The sequence below is a fragment of the Lysobacter sp. H21R4 genome, from assembly GCF_015277535.1.
GTDB lineage: Bacteria > Pseudomonadota > Gammaproteobacteria > Xanthomonadales > Xanthomonadaceae > Novilysobacter > Novilysobacter ciconiae.
The window spans coordinates 1,904,494-1,922,822 of record NZ_CP063772.1 but is presented as its reverse complement, the minus strand read 5'-3'; the positions used below and the strand labels follow the sequence as shown (position 1 = coordinate 1,922,822).

Sequence of the window (18,329 nt, the reverse complement as noted above, 5' to 3'; positions counted from 1 at the left end):
CAGGGCGCTGTCCTGCCGCGGTCTTCTTCGCGGTCGTCTTGCGCGCGGCGGCCTTCTTCACCGCGGGCTGTTCCGCCGGTGCCTTGTTGGTCGCAGCCTTTTTGGACGGCGTCTTCTTCGACGCCGCTGCGCGCGGTTTGGCGCCGGGCTTGCCCGGATTCGCGGGTGGGGACTTGTCGCTCATGCGTTGCTTGTCTTCCTGGCAGTCTTGCGCGGCGTCTTGCTCGCGCGGGGCGTGGCGTCGTCGGTGTCGGATTTCCGGGCTTCATCAGCGGTCGTCGCGCGGGCCAGCACCGGGGCGAGGAAATGCCCGGTGTGCGAGTGCTTCAGCCCGGCGATGTGCTCCGGCGTGCCACTGGCAAGGATGTTACCCCCACGGTGCCCGCCTTCGGGCCCCAGGTCGACGATCCAGTCCGCGGTCTTGATCACGTCCAGGTTGTGTTCGATCACCACCACCGTGTTGCCGTCGTCGCGCAGGCGATGCAGCACTGCCAGCAATGCCTCGATGTCGTGGAAGTGCAGGCCGGTGGTCGGCTCGTCCAGGATGTACAGCGTGCGCCCGGTATCGCGGCGCGACAGCTCCTTGGACAGCTTGACCCGCTGCGCCTCGCCGCCCGACAGCGTGGTCGCCGACTGGCCCAGCTTGACGTAGCTCAGGCCGACGTCGACCAAGGTCTCCAGCTTGCGCGAGATCGACGGAATCGCGTCAAACAGCTCCAGCGCGTCCTCCACGGTCATGTCCAGCACGTCGCTGATGCTGTAGCCCTTGTAGAGGATCTGCAGCGTCTCGCGGTTGTAGCGCTTGCCGCCGCAGACGTCGCAGGGCACGTACACATCGGGCAGGAAGTGCATCTCGACCTTGATCAGGCCGTCGCCCTGGCAGGCCTCGCAGCGGCCGCCGCGCACGTTGAAGCTGAAACGTCCCGGCGCGTAGCCGCGCGCGCGCGACTCGGGCACCTGGGCGAACAGTTCGCGCAGCGGGGTGAACAGCCCGGTGTAGGTGGCCGGATTGCTGCGCGGGGTGCGGCCGATCGGCGACTGGTTGATCTCCACCACCTTGTCGAACAGGTCCATGCCCTCCACCGAGCGGAACGGCGCGACCGCACGCGCCGCGCCGTTGAGTTCGTTGGCGGCCAGCTCGTACAGGGTGGCGTTGATGAGCGTGGACTTGCCCGATCCGGACACGCCGGTGATGCAGGTCAGCAGGCCGGCCGGAATCGCCAGGTCGACGTCCTTGAGGTTGTTCCCGGTGGCGCCGCGCAGGTGCAGGATCTGCTCGGGATTGGGCTTGTGCCGCTTGGCCGGCACCTCGATGCGCTTGCGGCCGCTCAGGTAGTCGCCGGTCAGCGAGCGCGGCGCGGCCAGGATGTCCTCGTAGGAACCTTGCGCGACCACTTCGCCGCCGTGCACGCCGGCGCGCGGGCCGATGTCGATGATGTGGTCGGCCAGGCGGATCGCGTCCTCGTCGTGCTCGACCACGATCACCGTGTTGCCGAGGTCGCGCAGGCGGGTGAGGGTGCCCAGCAGGCGTTCGTTGTCGCGCTGGTGCAGGCCGATGGACGGCTCATCGAGCACGTACATCACGCCGACCAGCCCGGCGCCGATCTGCGAGGCCAGGCGGATGCGCTGTGCCTCGCCACCGGACAGCGAGTCGGCCTTGCGCTCCAGGGTCAGGTAATCCAGGCCGACATCGACCAGGAAGCGCAGGCGGTCACTGATTTCCTTGACGATGCGCTCGGCGATCTCGCCGCGCCAGCCGGCCAGGTGCAGCTGCTTGAAGAACGTCAGCGTCTCGTCGATCGGCAGCACGACGATGTCCGGCAACGGATGGTCGCCGACGAACACGTTGCGCGCCGCGCGGTTCAGGCGCTGGCCGCCGCAGTCCACGCAGGACCGCTCGCTGATGTACTTGCTCAGCTCGTCGCGTACCGCGGCCGATTCGGTCTCCTTGTAGCGCCGCTCCAGGTTGGGAACGATGCCTTCGAAGCGGTGCTTGCGCTGGTGCCGCGTGCCGCCCTCGGTGAGGTAGGTGAAGGCGATCTGCTCGGTTCCGCTGCCAAACAGCACCGCCTGGCGGATGTCCTCGGGCAACAGGTTCCAGGGCGTGTTGACGTCGAAGCCGTAGTGCTTGGACAGCGACTGGATCAGCTGGAAGTAGTACGCGTTGCGCCGGTCCCAGCCACGTACCGCGCCGGCTGCCAGGCCCAGTTCGGGATGCACGACCACGCGCGCGGGATCGAAGTACTCGGCCATGCCCAGGCCATCGCAGGTCGGGCAGGCGCCGACCGGCGAGTTGAACGAGAACAGGCGCGGCTCCAGCTCCTGCAGCGAATAGTCACAGACCGGGCAGCTGTACTTGGAGGAGAACAGCATCGGGGAGGCAGAAGCATCGTCCAGCGACACGACCTGGGCCATGCCGTCGCCGAGCTTGAGCGCGGTTTCGAACGACTCGGCCAGGCGCTGCTTGAGGTCCTCGCGCGGACGGAAGCGGTCGATCACCGCCTCGATGGTGTGCTTGGAGCGCAGCGCCAGCGGCGGCACCGCGTCGATCTCGTGCAGCTCGCCATCGACGCGCACGCGCACGTAGCCCTGCGCGCGCAGCTGGTCGAACACCTGTGCATGCTCGCCCTTGCGCTCGCGGATCACCGGCGCCAGCAGCATGTAGCGCTGCTCGGCGCTCGCCGGGTTGTCGGCCAGCGCAATGACGTGGTCGACCATCTGGCTGACCGTCTGCGCCTCCAGCGGGTAGCCGTGGTCGGGGCAGCGCGGCGTGCCCACGCGGGCGTACAGCAGGCGCAGGTAGTCGTAGATCTCGGTGATCGTGCCGACGGTGGAGCGCGGGTTGTGTGAGGTGGATTTCTGCTCGATCGAGATCGCCGGGCTCAGGCCTTCGATATGATCCAGGTCGGGCTTTTCCATCACCGACAGGAACTGCCGCGCGTAGGCCGACAGCGACTCCACGTAGCGGCGCTGGCCCTCGGCGTAGATCGTGTCGAACGCCAGCGACGACTTGCCCGAGCCGGACAGGCCGGTGATCACGATCAGCTTGTCGCGCGGGATGTCGAGATCGATGTTCTTGAGGTTGTGCGTCCGCGCACCGCGGATGCTGATGAATTCCATCGCCATCGAGGAAGCCTGTGGGGTAGGGGGAGAAGCTCGCGCGAAGAGCGCGCGGAAGCGAACAGATAAGCTTATTGAGTGGAGGAAATGGGGGCAATTGGCGCAAATGGAAGGTTTGCGGGTCCTCGGCGTCGCGAAGGGACCCGCGTGCTTGTCCCAAGCCCATGAACCCATTACAATTCCGCTTCTGTCCGCCCTCGACGGCGCGGCAGCGACCAAAAATAACTACAGAGGAATATGGTCATGTACGCAGTGGTAGTCACCGGCGGTAAGCAATACCGCGTCATGCAGGGCGAGACCCTGCGCGTTGAACTGCTCGAAGCCGAAGCCGGCAGCGAGATCAAGTTCGACAACATCCTGATGCTGGGCGACGGCGAGGGCGTGAAGCTCGGCGACGAACTCAAGGGTGCCACGGTCAGTGCCAAGGTGGTCGGCCACGGACGTGCGGACAAGATCCGCATCATCAAGTTCCGTCGCCGCAAGCACCACCGCAAGCAGATGGGTCACCGTCAGCACTACACCGAAATCGAGATCACCGGCATTGCCGGTGGCGACAAGAAGTAAGGAGCAGCAGCCATGGCACATAAAAAGTCCGGAGGCTCGACCCGCAACGGTCGCGACTCCAACCCGAAATACCTCGGCGTGAAGATCTACGGTGGCCAGGCGATCGACGCCGGCAACATCATCGTGCGCCAGCGCGGCACCCAGTTCCATCCGGGTCCGGGCGTGGGCCTGGGTCGTGACCACACGCTGTTCGCGCTGGTCGATGGCAAGGTCGAGTTCTCGACCAAGGGCCTGAAGAAGCGCCGCACCGTCAGCGTCGTCAGCGCTTGACCGCTGCGGACCGGGCTCAGGCCTGGTCCGGCAAGCGTGCTGCGAAGGCCCCGCTCCGGCGGGGCTTTTCGTTTCCCGGGCACAATACGTCCGCGCAGCACACGCATCCATTTATCGAGGTTTTCCATGAAGCTGGTCGACGAAGCCGAAATCCAGGTCTCAGCAGGCAACGGCGGCAACGGCTGCGTCGGGTTCCGCCGTGAGAAGTACATCCCGCTGGGCGGGCCGGACGGCGGCGACGGCGGGGCAGGCGGCAGCGTCTGGCTGGAAGCCGACGAGAACCTCAACACCCTGGTGGATTTCCGCCACCAGCGCCGCTTCCGCGCCCAGCGCGGCGAAGACGGCCGCGGCCGGCAGATGTACGGCAAGGGCGGCGAGGACACGGTCATCACCGTGCCCGTCGGCACCGTGGTGGTGAACGTGGAAACCGACGAGGTGATCGGCGACATGATCACCCATGGCGAGCGCCTGCTGGTCGCCCAGGGCGGCAAGGGCGGCCTGGGCAACATGCACTTCAAGACCTCGGTCAACCGTGCGCCGCGCAAGGCGCTGCCCGGCCTGCCCGGCGAGGAGCGCGAGCTGAAGCTGGAGCTCAAGCTGCTGGCCGATGTCGGCCTGCTGGGCTTCCCCAACGCCGGCAAGAGCACCCTGATCCGCGCCGTCTCGGCCGCGACCCCCAAGGTGGCCGACTACCCGTTCACCACGCTGTATCCGAACCTGGGCGTGGTGAGCGTCGAGAAATACCGCAGCTTCGTGATCGCCGACATCCCCGGCCTGATCGAGGGCGCGGCCGACGGCGCCGGCCTTGGCGCGCAGTTCCTGCGCCACCTGCAGCGCACGCGGCTGCTGCTGCACCTGGTCGACGTGGCGCCGATGGAGGGTGGGGTGGAGATGAGCCCGGCCGACCAGGTGCGCGCGATCGAGCGGGAGCTGGAGAAACACGACCCCGAGTTGCTGGCCAAGCCCCGCTGGCTGGTATTCAACAAGTCCGACCTGCTGCCCGAGGACGAGCGCGAGCAAATGGTGCAGGACATCGTCGACGAGCTGGGCTGGCAGGACCGCTGGTTCCTGGCCTCGGCGATCGGCCGCGAGGGTACCTGGCCGATCATGCTGGAGATCATGGCGTTCTTCGACCGCCAGAAGGCCGACGCGCAGGAAGCGGCCAGCGAGGCCGCAGCCCAGGCCCGGGCGGACGCCGACGCCGCACGCCGCGATGCCGAACAAGGCTGAGAGCACCCCGATGGCGGAGCCGGTGTTTGACACGACACGGCTCGACGCGCATCGCATGACTTCCGCACCCACGAAAAAACCCGGCTTGAGCCGGGTTTTTCCTGTTACCACCGATGTCGCGTTTGCCGCAGCGGCCGGCGTTGGCCGGCGCGCGGCGCGCGGATCAGGCGGCCTTCAGCGCCTTGATGCGGGCGTTCAGACGGGCCTTGTGACGGGCTGCCTTGTTCTTGTGGATCAGGCCACGCGAGCTGAAACGGTCGAGGATCGGCTGGGCAACCTTGAAGGCGGCCTCGGCGCTCTCGGCGTCATTTTCGCCAAGGGCCTTGAGCACCTTCTTGACGGAGGTGCGCAGCATCGAGCGCTGGCTCGCGTTGCGGGCATTGCGCACGACGGTCTGCTTGGCGCGCTTCTTGGCGGACTTAATGTTTGCCACGGCGTATTCCTGAAAATTGTTGGTGCTGGAAGAAGAGAATATGGTACGGCGTAAAATCAGACCGGAAAGTATGCGGGGATCGGCGGGTTTGGTCAAGCAGGGCGGGATGTTGCGTTCCACGGCGGTGTTCAGCGTGATGACCTTCATCTCGCGCATCGCCGGCTACCTGCGTGACTGGCTCCAAGCCAGCCTGTTCGGGGCCGGCCCCGCGGTCAGTGCCTTCGTCGTCGCCTACCGGATTCCCAACTACCTGCGCCGGATCTTCGCCGAGGGCTCGTTCTCCTCGGCCTTCGTGCCATTGCTGTCGGAGCTCAAGCAAAAAGGCGACGACGAGGCCCTGCAGGATTTCCTCGACCACGTCGCCGGCGCGCTGCTGGCGGTGGTGGTCGTGGTCAGCGGGCTGGGCATCCTCGCCGCGCCCTGGGTCGCGCGGCTGTTCCTGGCCTTCGCCGACCAGTCCGAGTCCGACCTGGTGCCGCTGACCGCGCAGATGCTGCGGATCACCTTCCCGTACTTGGTATTCATCTCGATGACCGCCCTGGCCGGCTCGGTGCTCAACAGTTTCAAGCAGTTCGGCCTTCCGGCACTGACCCCGGTGCTGCACAACCTGGCGATGATCGGCGCGATGCTGTTCCTGGCCGGCTACCTGCAGGTGCCGGAGAAGGCGCTGGCCTGGGGTGTGCTGCTGGCCGGGATCCTGCAGATGCTGGTGCTGTGGCCGGCGATGTCGCGCCTGGGCCTGCGCACCCGCTTCAAGTTCAACCTTCGGCACAAGGGCGTGCGCCGGGTGATGACCCTGATGCTGCCGACGATCTTCTCGTCCTCGGTCTCGCAGGTGAACCTGCTGGTGGGAACGGTGTTCGCGTCGCTGCTGGTGCCGGCCGCGCAGTCGTGGCTGTATTACTCCGACCGCCTGACCGAGCTGCCGCTGGGGCTGTTCGGCGTGGCCATCGGCACGGTGATCCTGCCGCAGCTGTCGCGCATGCACGCCGACGGCGATGGCGACGGCTATTCGCGCTCGCTCGACTGGGGCCTGCGCATGGTCCTGCTGGTCGGCCTGCCGGCCGCGCTGGGCCTCGCGCTGCTGGCCGAACCGTTGACCGCCTCGCTGTTCCGCTACGGCCGGTTCACGCCCGAGGACACCCGCATGGTCGGCTACGCGCTGACCGCGATGAGCGTCGGCATCCCGGCCTTCATGCTGAGCAAGGTGCTGCTGCCGGCGTTCTATTCGCGCCAGGACACCAAGACCCCGATGCGCGCGGCGATCATCACCGTGGTCGCCAACGTGCTGCTGACGGTGTTGATCGTCACCCCGCTGTGGTGGCTGGAGGTGCCCTTCGCGCATGCCGGGATCGCCGGGGCGACCGCCATCGCCGGCATCATCAATGCGTCCCTGCTGTGGCATTTCCTCAAGCGCGACGGCATCTACCAGGTGCAGCCCGGCTGGCCCGGCTGGCTGACCCGCATCGGCCTGGGGCTGGTGGCGATGGCGGTCACGGTGTTGGTGCTGCGCGGCTGGGTCGGCGACTGGTCCGCGATGGCCGGCTGGCTGCGCTGGGCCTGCCTGCTGGGCGTGATCGCCGCAGGCGGCGCGGCCTACGGGGCGGTGCTGCTGATCGCCGGCCTGCGCCCGCGCCACCTGCGGCAGTAGCGGGTGCAAACCGGCACGAGCCGCCCGGCAGCGATGGCCGGTCACGTCGGGCCGCGCCGCCCGGCGGCTATACTCCGCGACGATGAGCAAGCTGTTCAGGGATATCGAAGGCGGGACCCGGTGCCCACGCGGGAGCGTGGTCTGCATCGGCGCGTTTGATGGCCTGCACCGCGGCCATCGGGCACTGGTCGGCCATGCGGTGGAGCGTGCGCAGGCATTGAAGTTGCCCGCCGTCGCCCTCAGTTTCGAGCCGTTGCCGCGCGAGTTGTTCGCGCGTGGCGCGCCGCCGCCGCGACTGCTCTCGCCGCGGGCCAAGGCGGAAGGGCTGTGTGAGCTGGGCATCGACCAGGTCGGGCTGCTGCGCTTCAGGAAGCGCATGGCCTCGATGAGCGCGGAGGATTTCGTCAACGAGGTGCTGGTGCGACTGTTGCAGGCGCGCGAGGTGTGGGTCGGGCCGGGCTTCCAGTTCGGCAGGAACCGTGGCGGCGACCTGGCGCTGCTGCAGCGCATGGGCGCGCAGGCCAGCCCGGGCTTCATCGCGGGCGCGATCGAGCCGGTCACGCTGGATGGCGAGCGCGTGTCCAGCACGCGCATCCGCGAGGAACTGCAGGCCGGCGACTTCGCCACCGCGGCGCGGATGCTGGGCCGCCCGTACGCCATCAGTGGCCGGGTCGTGCGCGGCGCTCAACTGGGCCGCACGCTGGGCTATCCGACCGCCAACATCCGTTTTGGCGGCAAGACGCCGGCGCTGTCGGGCATCTATGCCACCTGGGTGCACGGGGTGGGGGACGAGCCCATCGCCTCGGTGTCCAGCCTTGGCACGCGGCCGACCGTGAACGGCACGGAGCCGCTGCTGGAGGCCCACCTGTTCGACTTCCACGGTGACCTGTACGGTCGCCGGATCACGGTGGAGTTCGTCGCCAGGCTGCGCGACGAGGAAACCTTTGACGATCTGCCGGCCCTGACCGCGCAGATGCACCGCGACGCCGAGCAGGCGCGCGCCATCCTGACCCCTACACCGCGAGCCACTGCGTGAGCGATAAAAACGCCAATCCCTACAAGTCCACCCTGAACCTGCCATCGACGGACTTTCCGATGCGCGGCGACCTGCCCAAGCGCGAGCCGCTCACGCTCGCCCGCTGGGAGGAAGAAGGCCTGTACGCCCGCATCCGCGAGCACACCGCATCGCGCGAGACCTTCGTCCTGCACGACGGTCCCCCGTATGCGAACGGCGTGATCCACATCGGCCACGCGGTCAACAAGGTGCTCAAGGACATGGTGGTCAAGTCCAAGCTGCTGTCGGGCTTCGACGCGCCCTATGTCCCGGGCTGGGATTGCCACGGCCTGCCGATCGAGATCGCCGTCGAGAAGAAGTACGGCAAGGTCGGCGTCAAGCTGGACGCGGTCGGATTCCGCCAGAAGTGCCGCGAGTACGCGGCCGAGCAGATCGAACTGCAGCGGACGGACTTCAAGCGCCTGGGCGTGATCGGCGATTGGGACAACCCGTACCGCTCGATGGATTTCAGCTACGAGGCGGGCATGCTGCGCTCGCTGGCGAAGATCATCGAGCGGGGCCACCTGGTGCGCGGCTCCAAGCCGGTGCACTGGTGCTTTGACTGCGGCTCGGCGCTGGCCGAGGCGGAAATCGAGTACGCCGACAAGGTCTCCCCGGCGGTCGATGTCGCCTACACGGCCCTGTCGGCGGAAAAGTTCGCGACCCGCTTCGGCGCGGTCGCCGATGACGACGTGCAGATGGCGGTCCCGATCTGGACCACCACGCCGTGGACGCTGCCGGCGAGCCTGGCGATCAGCGTCGGCCCGGCGATCGATTACGTGCTGGTCGAGGGCCCCGCGCGTGTCGACGGCGGCCGTCGCTGGCTGGTCCTGGCCGAGACGCTGGCGGCGGCTGCGCTGGCCCGCTACGGCGTTGACGAAGTCATCGTGCACGGTCACGCCAAGGGCGAGGATCTGGAATCGCTGGTCGTCCAGCACCCGTTCTACGCCGAGCGCGAGATCCCGCTGCTGCTGGGTGAGCACGTCTCCGACGAGGACGGCACCGGCAACGTCCACACGGCGCCCGGCCACGGCCAGGAAGACTTCGCGGTCGCGCGCCAATACGACCTGATCCAGCAGTACACCGCCGCCCAGATCAACCCGGTCGACGCCCGCGGCGTCTACCTGCCCGGCACGCCGCCGATGGGCGACACCGCCCTCGAAGGCAACCACATCTGGAAGGCCAACGACATCATCGTCGATGCCCTGCGCGGCACCGACGCGCTGCTGGCCGCGACCCGCACCGAGCACAGCTACCCGCACTGCTGGCGGCACAAGACGCCGGTCGCGTTCCGGGCCACGCCGCAGTGGTTCATCTCGATGGACAAGGCCGACCTGCGCGCCGACGCGCTGCAGGCGATCAAGGACGTCGCGTGGATCCCCGAATGGGGCCAGGCGCGCATCGCCGGCATGGTCGAGGGCCGCCCGGACTGGTGCATCAGCCGCCAGCGCACCTGGGGCGTGCCGATCGCCCTGTTCATCCACCGCATCAGCGGCGAGCCGCACCCGCGCTCGGTCGAGCTGATGCACCAGGTGGCCGCGCTGGTGGAGGCCGAGGGCATCGACGTCTGGTACTCGCTGGACCCGGCCAGCCTCCTGGGTGATGAGGCGGGCGACTACGAAAAGGTCACCGACATCCTCGATGTCTGGTTCGACTCGGGCGTCACCCACGAGTGCGTGCTCGCGCAGCGTCCCGAAGACGGGCTGCGCAAGCCGGCCGATTTGTACCTGGAAGGCTCCGACCAGCACCGCGGCTGGTTCCAGTCCTCGCTGCTGACCGGCGTGGCGATGGACGGCGTCGCGCCCTACCGGCAGGTGCTGACACACGGCTTCGCGGTCGATGCCGCCGGTCGCAAGATGTCCAAGTCGCTCGGCAACGTGGTCGCTCCGCAGAAGGTCATCGACGCGATGGGCGCCGACGTGCTGCGGCTGTGGATCGCCTCGGCCGACTACCGCAACGAGATGTCGGTCTCCGACGAGATCCTCAAGCGCAGCGGCGACGGCTACCGCCGCATCCGCAACACCGCGCGCTTCCTGCTGGGCAACCTGCACGGCTTCGACCCGGCCACGCACCTGATGCCGGTCGACGAGATGGTCGAGCTGGACCGCTGGATCGTGCACCGCGCATACGGCCTGCAGCAGCGGATCGTGGACGCCTACGCCGCCTACGATTTCCCCGAGATCGTGCAGATCCTCGCCAATTTCTGCAGCGTCGACCTGGGCTCGCTGTACCTGGATGTCACCAAGGACCGCCTGTACACGATGCAGGAGAACTCGCCGGGCCGGCGTTCGGCGCAGGCGGCGATGCACCGCATCGCCGAGGCGTTCGTGCGCTGGATCGCGCCGATCCTCAGCTTCACCGCCGAGGAGATGTGGAACCACCTGCCGGCCGTCACCGCAAACGGTCCGCGCGAGGGCAATGTGCTGTTTGCCACCTGGTACGACGGCCTGGCCCCGCTGCCGGACGACGCGCCGCTGTCGGCCGACGACTTCAAGCGCCTGATGACCCTGCGCGAGCAGATGAGCAAGGTGCTGGAGCCGATGCGCGCCGAGGGCAAGATCGGTGCCGCGCTGGATGCCGAGATCGCCCTGCGCTGCGGCGTCGCGGACCAGAACTGGCTGTCGCCGTTCGTCGACGAGCTGCGCTTCCTGTTCATCAGCGGCGACGTTTACATGTCCTCCAACGATGCCGCATCCGAGATCGAGGTGATCGCCATTCCCAGCACCAAGCCCAAGTGCAGCCGCTGCTGGCATCACCGCGAGGACGTCGGCACGCACGCCGCGCATCCGACCCTGTGTGGCCGCTGCGTGGACAACGTGGACGGCAACGGCGAACACAGGAAGTGGTTCTGATGGCGGCCGTTGACGCAACGGCGGGCGTAAAGCCCAACGCGCTGGTCTGGCTGGCGCTGTCGGCCGTCGTGATCGTGCTCGACCAGCTCAGCAAGGCGTGGGTGCTCTCATCGCTGCCGGAATACACTCCCGTGCCGGTGATCGAGGGCGTCTGGAACTGGTACCGCACCTACAACACCGGCGCGGCGTTCAGTTTCCTCAGCGATGCCAGCGGCTGGCAGAAGTACTTCTTCGTGGTGCTTGCCGCGGGCATCAGCGGGTTGCTCGGCTACTGGTTGTGGCGCACTCCGCGCGGCGACTGGAAGACCGCGCTGCCGTACGCGCTGGTCATCGGCGGGGCGATCGGCAACGTCGTCGACCGCCTGATCCACGGGCACGTGGTCGACTTCATCCAGTGGCATTGGCAGGACTGGTACTGGCCGGCGTTCAACATCGCGGACGCCGCAATCGTCGGCGGCGCCATCGGTATCGCGCTGTTTGGCCTGCTGTCCGGACGAAAGGCGTAAAATCAACGGCATGGACCTGATTCTTGCCAACCCCCGGGGTTTCTGCGCCGGCGTCGATCGCGCCATCGAGATCGTCAACCGCTCGCTGGAACTGTTCGGCGCGCCGATCTACGTGCGCCACGAAGTCGTGCACAACAAGTTCGTCGTCGACGACCTCAAGCAGCGCGGCGCGGTGTTCGTCGAAGAGCTCGACGAAGTGCCCGACGGCGCGACGGTGATCTTCAGCGCCCACGGCGTCTCGCGTGCGGTGCGCGCCGAGGCCGACCGTCGGGGGCTGAAGGTATTCGACGCGACCTGCCCGCTGGTGACCAAGGTGCACCTGGAAGTCAGCCGCGAGTGCCGCGCCGGCCGCGACATGGTGCTGATCGGCCACGCCGGCCATCCGGAAGTGGAGGGCACCATGGGGCAGTGGAAGGCCAGCGACACGAGCGGCCGGATCTATCTGGTGGAGAACCTGGAGGACGTGGCCACACTGCAGATCGAGCAGCCCGACCACGTCTCCTACACCACCCAGACGACGCTGTCGGTGGATGACACCCGGGCGATTATCAACGCCCTGCGCGAGCGCTACCCGCTGATCCAGGGGCCGAAGAAGGACGACATCTGCTACGCCACCCAGAACCGTCAGGACGCCGTGCGCGACCTGACCCGCGAGTGCGACCTGGTGCTGGTGGTGGGCTCGGTCAACAGCTCCAACTCCAACCGCCTGCGCGAGTTGGCCGACCGCGAGGGCGTGGAAGCCCACCTGATCGACGGGGCCGACGAGATCAACCCGGACTGGCTGGTCGGACGCCGCAAGATCGGCATCACCGCGGGCGCCTCCGCGCCGGAGGTGCTGGTGCGGGGGGTGATCGACCGCCTCCGCGAATTGGGCGCCGGCAACCTGATGGACCTGAAGGGCGAGCCGGAAAACATGGTGTTCGCGCTGCCCAAGGAGCTGCGGCCGCTGAAGGCGTAGCGTGCACTGTGCAACCGTCCGCGAAGCACGCGCGCGGCGCGCGCCGGTTTGACCAGACCCATGCGGACGCCTACAATTCCGCCTCTTTGCCGCAATAGCTCAGTTGGTAGAGCAACTGATTCGTAATCAGTAGGTCGACGGTTCGATTCCGCCTTGCGGCACCAGATGCAAAGCCTCGGCCCCGCCGGGGCTTTTTGCATTTCTGTTCAGTGAGACTCCGTCATGTTGCATCTCCCACGTGTTTAATCTCCTGCATGTTTGACCTGCATTGCCACATCCTGCCGGGCATCGACGACGGCGCGACCGATCTGGACATGGCGCTGGAGATGGCGCGCATCGCTGCCGCCGACGGCATCCGCGAGATCGCCTGCAGCCCGCACATCTATCCGGGCATGTACGACAACGACGCTGCCGGAATCCACACCGCCGTGGCCTCCCTGCAGTCCGAACTGGACCAGCGCTCAATCCCGCTGCGGCTGCATGCCAACGCTGACGTGCACCTGGTGCCCGGGCTGAGCGACGGCCTGCGCGGGGGCAGCGTGCCGACCATCGCCGGCTCGCGTTACCTCCTGCTGGAGCCGTCCCATCACGTCGCCCCGCCGCGTTTCGAGGAGTCGGTGTTCGAGCTGATGACCGCCGGCTACACCGTGCTGATCACCCACCCGGAGCGTCTGAGCTGGGTGGAAGACCAGTACGACGTGTTCGAGCGCATCAGCCGCCGTGGCGCGTGGATGCAGATCACCGCGGGCGCCATGACCGGTCGCTTCGGCAAGCGCGTCAAGTACTGGGGCGAGCGGTTCGTCGGTGACGGCCACTGCATGGTTCTGGCCACCGATGCGCATCACCCGACGCGCCGGCCGCCGTTGCTGGCCGAGGCGCGCGAGGCCGCCGCTGCGCTGGTCGGCGCGCAGGAAGCGACGCACATGGTGAGCACACGACCGGCAGGCATCCTTGCCGACACTGCGCCGGAGCTGTTGCCTCCCCCGTTGTTTTCCACTCCCGGCTTCACTGTCCGCAGCGCGGATGCGCCGCGTTCGGGTTCGGCGCTGGCACGTTTCCTGCGCGGATTGCGCTCAAGTCGGGCATAATTAGCGGTCAACATTTCAGCGCTGCTCGCCGCACGTTCCGGGGAACCACTGCTTTGCCGAACTTGACAAGATTCGCTGCGCTCGCATGCGCGTTGCTTCTTTCCGCATGTGCCAGTCGAGGTCCGGGCGCCAGCGGTGCGGTGGATGTGCTTCCCCAGGGTGATCCCGTGGCCGAGGCCGTCGGTCGTCCGGAGTATCGCATCGGCCCCAGCGACCTGCTCACCGTCACGGTGTTCCAGGTGGAAGACCTAGACCGCGAGATCCGCGTCAACAACTCCGGCCAGGTGTCCCTGCCGCTGATCGGCGTCATCAATGTCGCCGGCATGACCGTGACCGAGATGGAGGGCGATGTCGCCCGCCGCTACGCGGCCAGCTACCTGCAGAATCCGCAGGTGTCGATCTTCGTCAAGGAATTCTCCAGCCAGCGCGTCACCGTCAGCGGCTCCGTGGCGAAGCCCGGCATCTACCCGATTGCGTCGCAGGTGACCCTTTTACAGGCGTTGGCGTTGGCCGAGGGGCTGGACCCCGTAGCCAGCCACAAGAACGTGCTGGTGTTCCGCACCGTGGGCGGCGTGCGCCATTTCGCCCGCTTTGACGTGGACCAGATCATCGGTGGGAAATTGAATGACCCGGTTCTGCAGGGTGAGGACATCGTCGTCGTGGACACGTCCACCGGCAAGGTGGCGCTGCAGAACCTGATCAAACTTGCGCCGTTTGTCGCGGTGTGGAGGGCCTACCGATGAGCAGCCAGATGGAAAACGTCGCGCCTGGCAGCATCCGCGAGCAGGACCTGGCTGCACCCGCACGGCCGGATGATGACGAGATCGACCTGCTGGCCTACTGGCAGATCCTGCGCGAGCGCCAGTGGCTGGTGCTGGGCGTGCTCGGGACGGTGGTGCTGCTGACGCTGGTGATCACCCTGCTGGCGACGCCGATCTATCGCGCCGCGACCACGGTACAGATCGAACGCGACACCATGAAGGTGACCAGCTTCGAAGGATTGGCACCGATAGAGAGTCCACAGGATCGCGACTTCTACCAGACCCAGTACGAATTGCTGCAAAGCCGCTCGCTGGCGCAGCGCGTCATCCAGGACCTGAACCTGGTCGAAAATCCGCACTTTGCCAAGACCATTGAAAAGGTGAATGAGCGCCTGGCCAAGGGCGACGGTGCCCAAGCGGCGCCTGCGGCCGCTCAGCTGGCACGGGAGCAGGCTCTTGTGGAGTCGATGGCCGAAGCTCTGACCATCGAGCCGGTGCGCAACTCGCGTCTGGTCAAGGTCAACTTCGACTCGCCCGACCCACAACTGGCTGCGCGCGTTGCAAACGCCTACGCCGAAGGCTTCATCGCCAGCAATCTGGAGCGCCGTTTCGACGCGTCCGCCTACGCCACCAAGTATCTTGAAGAGCGGCTGGCGCAGCTGAAGGCGCGGCTCGAAGACTCGGAGAAGGAACTGGTCCAGTTCTCCGAGCGCGAGCAGATCGTTTCGGTGGGCGAGGGCGCACCATCGCTGTCGGCGCAGAACCTGTCCCAGCTCAACGCCAGCCTGTCCAAGGTGCAGGACGAGCGCATACAGGCGGAGTCTCGCTGGCGTCATGCCAATACTGGCAGCGGACTGGGCCTGCCACAGGTGGTGTCCAACCTGTTGATCCAGAAGCTGCGCGAGCAGCGCGCCGGACTGGCCGCCGAGTACCAGCAGAACCTGGGCGTGTACAAGCCGGAATATCCAGATATGGTCCGCCTGCAGGGGCAGATCAGGGAGCTCGACAGCCAGGTTGCGACCGAAGTCGCCAACATCCGCTCCGCCATCAAGGCCGACTACGACGCTGCCGTCCGTCAGGAAGCGCTGATGCGCGAGCAACTGACCACGCTGCGTGGCGACGTGCTTGACCTGGAAGGCCGCAGCATCCAGTACAACATCCTGCGACGCGAGGCCGACACCAACCGCCAGATCTACGACGCGCTGCTGCAGCGCTACAAGGAGATCGGCGTCGCCGGCGGGGTGGGGGCCAACAACATCTCGGTGATCGATCCGGCGATCGTGCCCAATCGCCGGCACTCGCCGCGCCTGGCACTGAACCTCGCGGTCGGCCTGCTGTTGGGTGGCTTCCTGGGCGTGCTGGCGGCATTCGTGCTGCACTTCCTGGACCGCACGGTGAAGACCCCGGACGCGCTGCGCGCACTGATCCCCCGCCCGGTGCTGGGTGTCATCCCGTTGCTGGGCGAAGGTATCTCGCCCGCGCAGGCGGCGGAGGACGCTCGGTCTCCGTTTGCAGAGGCCTATCGATCACTCCGCACCGCGCTTCAGTTTTCCACGCCGCATGGGCTTCCCCATAGTCTGCTGGTTACCAGTGCGAGCGCGTCGGAAGGGAAGTCAACGACCGCAATGGAGCTCGCCCGCAACATCGCCCAGCTGGACCAGCGGGTGGTGCTGGTGGACGCCGATCTGCGTAACCCCTCTGTCCATCGTCTGATGAGCCTTTCCAACAGCGTCGGCCTGTCCAGCCTGCTGGCGGGTGCCGCGCAGATCGGCGACGTGGTCCAACCGGTCTCGGGCAGCACACTTTCGGTGATCACGTCAGGACCGCTACCTCCCAGCCCCCCGGAACTCCTGGCCGGCGACGGTCTGGCGGGACTGCTCGAGTCACTGCGTCGGGATTTCGATGTCATCGTCCTCGATGGTCCTCCGGTTTTGGGGTTGGCCGATGCGCCGCTGCTGGCAAACCGTGTCGAGGCGACGCTCTTGGTAGTTTCCGCAGAGAAGACCCGCAGCGACGCGTTGCAGGTCGCATCGGACCGCCTTGTCAGCGTCCGTGCGCACCTGCTGGGCACGTTGCTTACCGGTTTTGACCACAAACGCAAGGGCGAGGGCTATGGCTACAGCTATTACAGTTATGGCGCCAGCGACGCAAAGTGATGACCCTTCCTATACACGGTCCTGCTAAGCTGCCTTTGTTCGCATTAAAAGTATCCAACCAGCAATCCCCGCTCAGGAGTGAAGTATGAATTTGAAATGGATGTTTGCCGTCGTTGCCTTGGTCGCCAGTGGCAGCGCGTTCGCGCAGGCAGCCGTCCCGGCTGTCGAGATGGTGTCGGCGCAATCTGCGTCGGCCAACGCTACCCCCGCATCAATGCCCGCCTCGGCGGAAAGCTCGGCCAATGCAAAGGCCCGCGGGGCGCGGAATACCATGTGGATTGCCGCTGGCGTCGCCCTTGGCGCCGTGATTATCAACAATATCAATGACTCGAGTGACGACCGTCCGTCCAGCCCGTAAGCGCGGACAATCCGACGTGTCAGGCGAGGGGCCGCAAGGCCCCTTCGCTTTGTCGCGCGCCGGCGCATTACGCACGGCGTTCGCGTGTTGCGCAGCCGCGATCCTGGCCGTTTTGGCGGTGCAGCTGGCTCGGGTGGATGGATCAGTCGGGCGCCCGTACGGCCCGGACCGCCTGATCGAGTCGGTCGATGATCACGCGGACCCTGCAACCGGACTACCTGAAAACGCCGCGACAAGCGCGCGCAAGGCTCTGACCATGCGGCCCATCGATGGGCGCGCCTACCGGGTACTTGGCCAGGTGGCGATGGCCACAGGGGACGACGCCGGTGCAGGCAAATTGTTGGGGATCGCCACCGAGCGCTGGCCGCGCGATCGCATGGCGCAGGCCCTGCTGGCTCAGCGTGCATTGGTCGACAACGACAGCGTCGCCGCAGTGACGCATCTGGACGCGTTGCTTCGTGTGGCTCCCGATATCCGCGCGCCGGTATTTGCGCAAATGCTCACGCTGCTGGAGTTCCCCGAGTTCCGCGCCGCTTTGATCGACCGCGTCGGGATGGACCCACCGTGGCGCGCTGCGCTCGTCCGGACCCTGCGGGCGGGTGACACGCCGCCTGGCCCCGCACTGGCCATGCTGGACGAACTGGCCACCCGACACCCGCTCAAGGATGATGAGCTGCAGGCGCGCGTCGCATTGCTGGCGCGCGGCGGCAGCCCGCAGGTCGCACGTGCCGCGTGGATCAGCTCCCTCGACCCGGCGGTCCGCGGCGCCGCGAAGCCGGTATTTGATGGCGGCTTCGAGCATCCCGATATCAGCGAGGGGTTTGCCTGGCAGATCCGCAGCATGCCGGGCGTGGTGATTGGCCCGGACGCGGGCAATCCGCATTCGGGCAACCATTCCCTTGCCATCGCGTTCAGTGGACGTGCCGTCCAGTTCGCACACGTTCGCCAGCCACTCGCGCTGCCCGCAGGCACCTGGCGCTTGCGGGCGTCGGCCGACAACCGTACCGGCAGCACGCGTCCATTCGTGTGGCAACTGACCTGCGAGGGCAGCAAAGACCGCGTCGCCGAGCTTGCGCTGCCGCAGTCACGCGGGTGGCAGACGGTCGAAGGGGACTTCGCGATCAATGCCAACTGTGCAGGCCAGCAACTGCTCCTGCGTCACACAGGCCGGAATCTCACCGAGCGCCAAATGCGCGGCACGCTGTACGTCGACGATGTCGAGATAGTTCGCGTGGCCGGGGGATAGCCGCTTCGGCTTGATGCCGCTGCGGTCGATGTATATGCTGTGCGGTCAACGCGACCGTGTTTTGCGGCGCTCGAATCAAGGG

The 18,329-nt window shown here is 66.8% G+C and carries 15 protein-coding genes and 1 tRNA gene; 14 read left to right on the top strand and 2 right to left on the bottom strand.

Annotated features, from left to right (window positions below; genetic code table 11):
* Window positions 1-180 precede the first annotated feature (180 nt).
* Complete coding sequence (gene uvrA, locus INQ40_RS08710) at window positions 181-3,126, bottom strand: excinuclease ABC subunit UvrA (protein ID WP_194340129.1); 2,946 nt, start codon at window positions 3,124-3,126, stop codon at window positions 181-183.
* A gap of 237 nt (window positions 3,127-3,363) precedes the next feature.
* On the opposite strand from uvrA, the gene rplU reads away from it, so the two are divergent.
* The 3 genes from rplU to cgtA all read left to right on the top strand — a co-directional run bounded on the left by rplU (window position 3,364) and on the right by cgtA (window position 5,184).
* Window positions 3,364-3,684 (top strand): 50S ribosomal protein L21, encoded by a 321-nt coding sequence (gene rplU / locus INQ40_RS08705; RefSeq protein WP_043957504.1) that lies wholly within the window; start codon window positions 3,364-3,366, stop codon window positions 3,682-3,684.
* A gap of 12 nt (window positions 3,685-3,696) precedes the next feature.
* Window positions 3,697-3,954, top strand: coding sequence for a 50S ribosomal protein L27 (gene rpmA, locus INQ40_RS08700; RefSeq protein ID WP_193983808.1), 258 nt, complete (start codon window positions 3,697-3,699; stop codon window positions 3,952-3,954).
* Window positions 3,955-4,080: 126 nt separating this feature from the next.
* Complete coding sequence (gene cgtA / locus INQ40_RS08695; protein WP_194340128.1) at window positions 4,081-5,184, top strand: Obg family GTPase CgtA; 1,104 nt, start codon at window positions 4,081-4,083, stop codon at window positions 5,182-5,184.
* A 163-nt stretch (window positions 5,185-5,347) separates the two neighbouring features.
* On the opposite strand, the gene rpsT is transcribed toward cgtA, so the two are convergent.
* Window positions 5,348-5,617, bottom strand: coding sequence for a 30S ribosomal protein S20 (gene rpsT / locus INQ40_RS08690; RefSeq protein WP_043957476.1), 270 nt, complete (start codon window positions 5,615-5,617; stop codon window positions 5,348-5,350).
* A gap of 106 nt (window positions 5,618-5,723) precedes the next feature.
* Between rpsT and murJ the strand changes: the two genes are divergently transcribed.
* The 11 genes from murJ to INQ40_RS08635 all read left to right on the top strand — a co-directional run bounded on the left by murJ (window position 5,724) and on the right by INQ40_RS08635 (window position 18,247).
* Window positions 5,724-7,268, top strand: coding sequence for a murein biosynthesis integral membrane protein MurJ (murJ, locus tag INQ40_RS08685; RefSeq protein WP_194340127.1), 1,545 nt, complete (start codon window positions 5,724-5,726; stop codon window positions 7,266-7,268).
* Between the two features lie 82 nt (window positions 7,269-7,350).
* On the top strand, window positions 7,351-8,304 hold the full coding sequence (locus INQ40_RS08680; RefSeq protein ID WP_194340126.1) for a bifunctional riboflavin kinase/FAD synthetase: 954 nt from the start codon (window positions 7,351-7,353) through the stop codon (window positions 8,302-8,304).
* 59 nt (window positions 8,305-8,363) lie between these two features.
* Entirely contained in the window at window positions 8,364-11,174 is a 2,811-nt protein-coding gene (gene ileS, locus INQ40_RS08675) for an isoleucine--tRNA ligase (RefSeq protein WP_228482194.1), read from the top strand.
* The gene (lspA, locus tag INQ40_RS08670) at window positions 11,174-11,680 is read left to right on the top strand and encodes a signal peptidase II (RefSeq protein WP_194340124.1); all 507 of its coding nucleotides are present in this window, start codon (window positions 11,174-11,176) and stop codon (window positions 11,678-11,680) included. The genes ileS and lspA overlap by 1 nt, the downstream gene beginning before the upstream one ends.
* A gap of 10 nt (window positions 11,681-11,690) precedes the next feature.
* On the top strand, window positions 11,691-12,638 hold the full coding sequence (ispH, locus tag INQ40_RS08665; protein WP_194340123.1) for a 4-hydroxy-3-methylbut-2-enyl diphosphate reductase: 948 nt from the start codon (window positions 11,691-11,693) through the stop codon (window positions 12,636-12,638).
* Between the two features lie 88 nt (window positions 12,639-12,726).
* A tRNA-Thr gene (locus INQ40_RS08660) sits at window positions 12,727-12,802 on the top strand.
* Window positions 12,803-12,892: 90 nt separating this feature from the next.
* Entirely contained in the window at window positions 12,893-13,726 is an 834-nt protein-coding gene (locus INQ40_RS08655; protein WP_194340122.1) for a CpsB/CapC family capsule biosynthesis tyrosine phosphatase, read from the top strand.
* A 62-nt stretch (window positions 13,727-13,788) separates the two neighbouring features.
* A complete protein-coding gene (locus INQ40_RS08650) occupies window positions 13,789-14,469 on the top strand; it encodes a polysaccharide biosynthesis/export family protein (protein ID WP_194340121.1) in 681 nt (226 codons plus the stop codon).
* Window positions 14,466-16,643 (top strand): polysaccharide biosynthesis tyrosine autokinase, encoded by a 2,178-nt coding sequence (locus INQ40_RS08645; protein ID WP_194340120.1) that lies wholly within the window; start codon window positions 14,466-14,468, stop codon window positions 16,641-16,643. Before INQ40_RS08650 ends, INQ40_RS08645 begins: the two co-directional genes overlap by 4 nt.
* A gap of 85 nt (window positions 16,644-16,728) precedes the next feature.
* Complete coding sequence (locus INQ40_RS08640) at window positions 16,729-17,001, top strand: hypothetical protein (RefSeq protein WP_194340119.1); 273 nt, start codon at window positions 16,729-16,731, stop codon at window positions 16,999-17,001.
* Between the two features lie 16 nt (window positions 17,002-17,017).
* Window positions 17,018-18,247 carry a hypothetical protein gene (locus tag INQ40_RS08635; RefSeq protein WP_228481973.1) on the top strand — a complete coding sequence of 410 codons (1,230 nt, stop codon included), beginning with the start codon at window positions 17,018-17,020 and terminating at the stop codon, window positions 18,245-18,247.
* The last annotated feature ends 82 nt before the right edge of the window (window positions 18,248-18,329 follow it).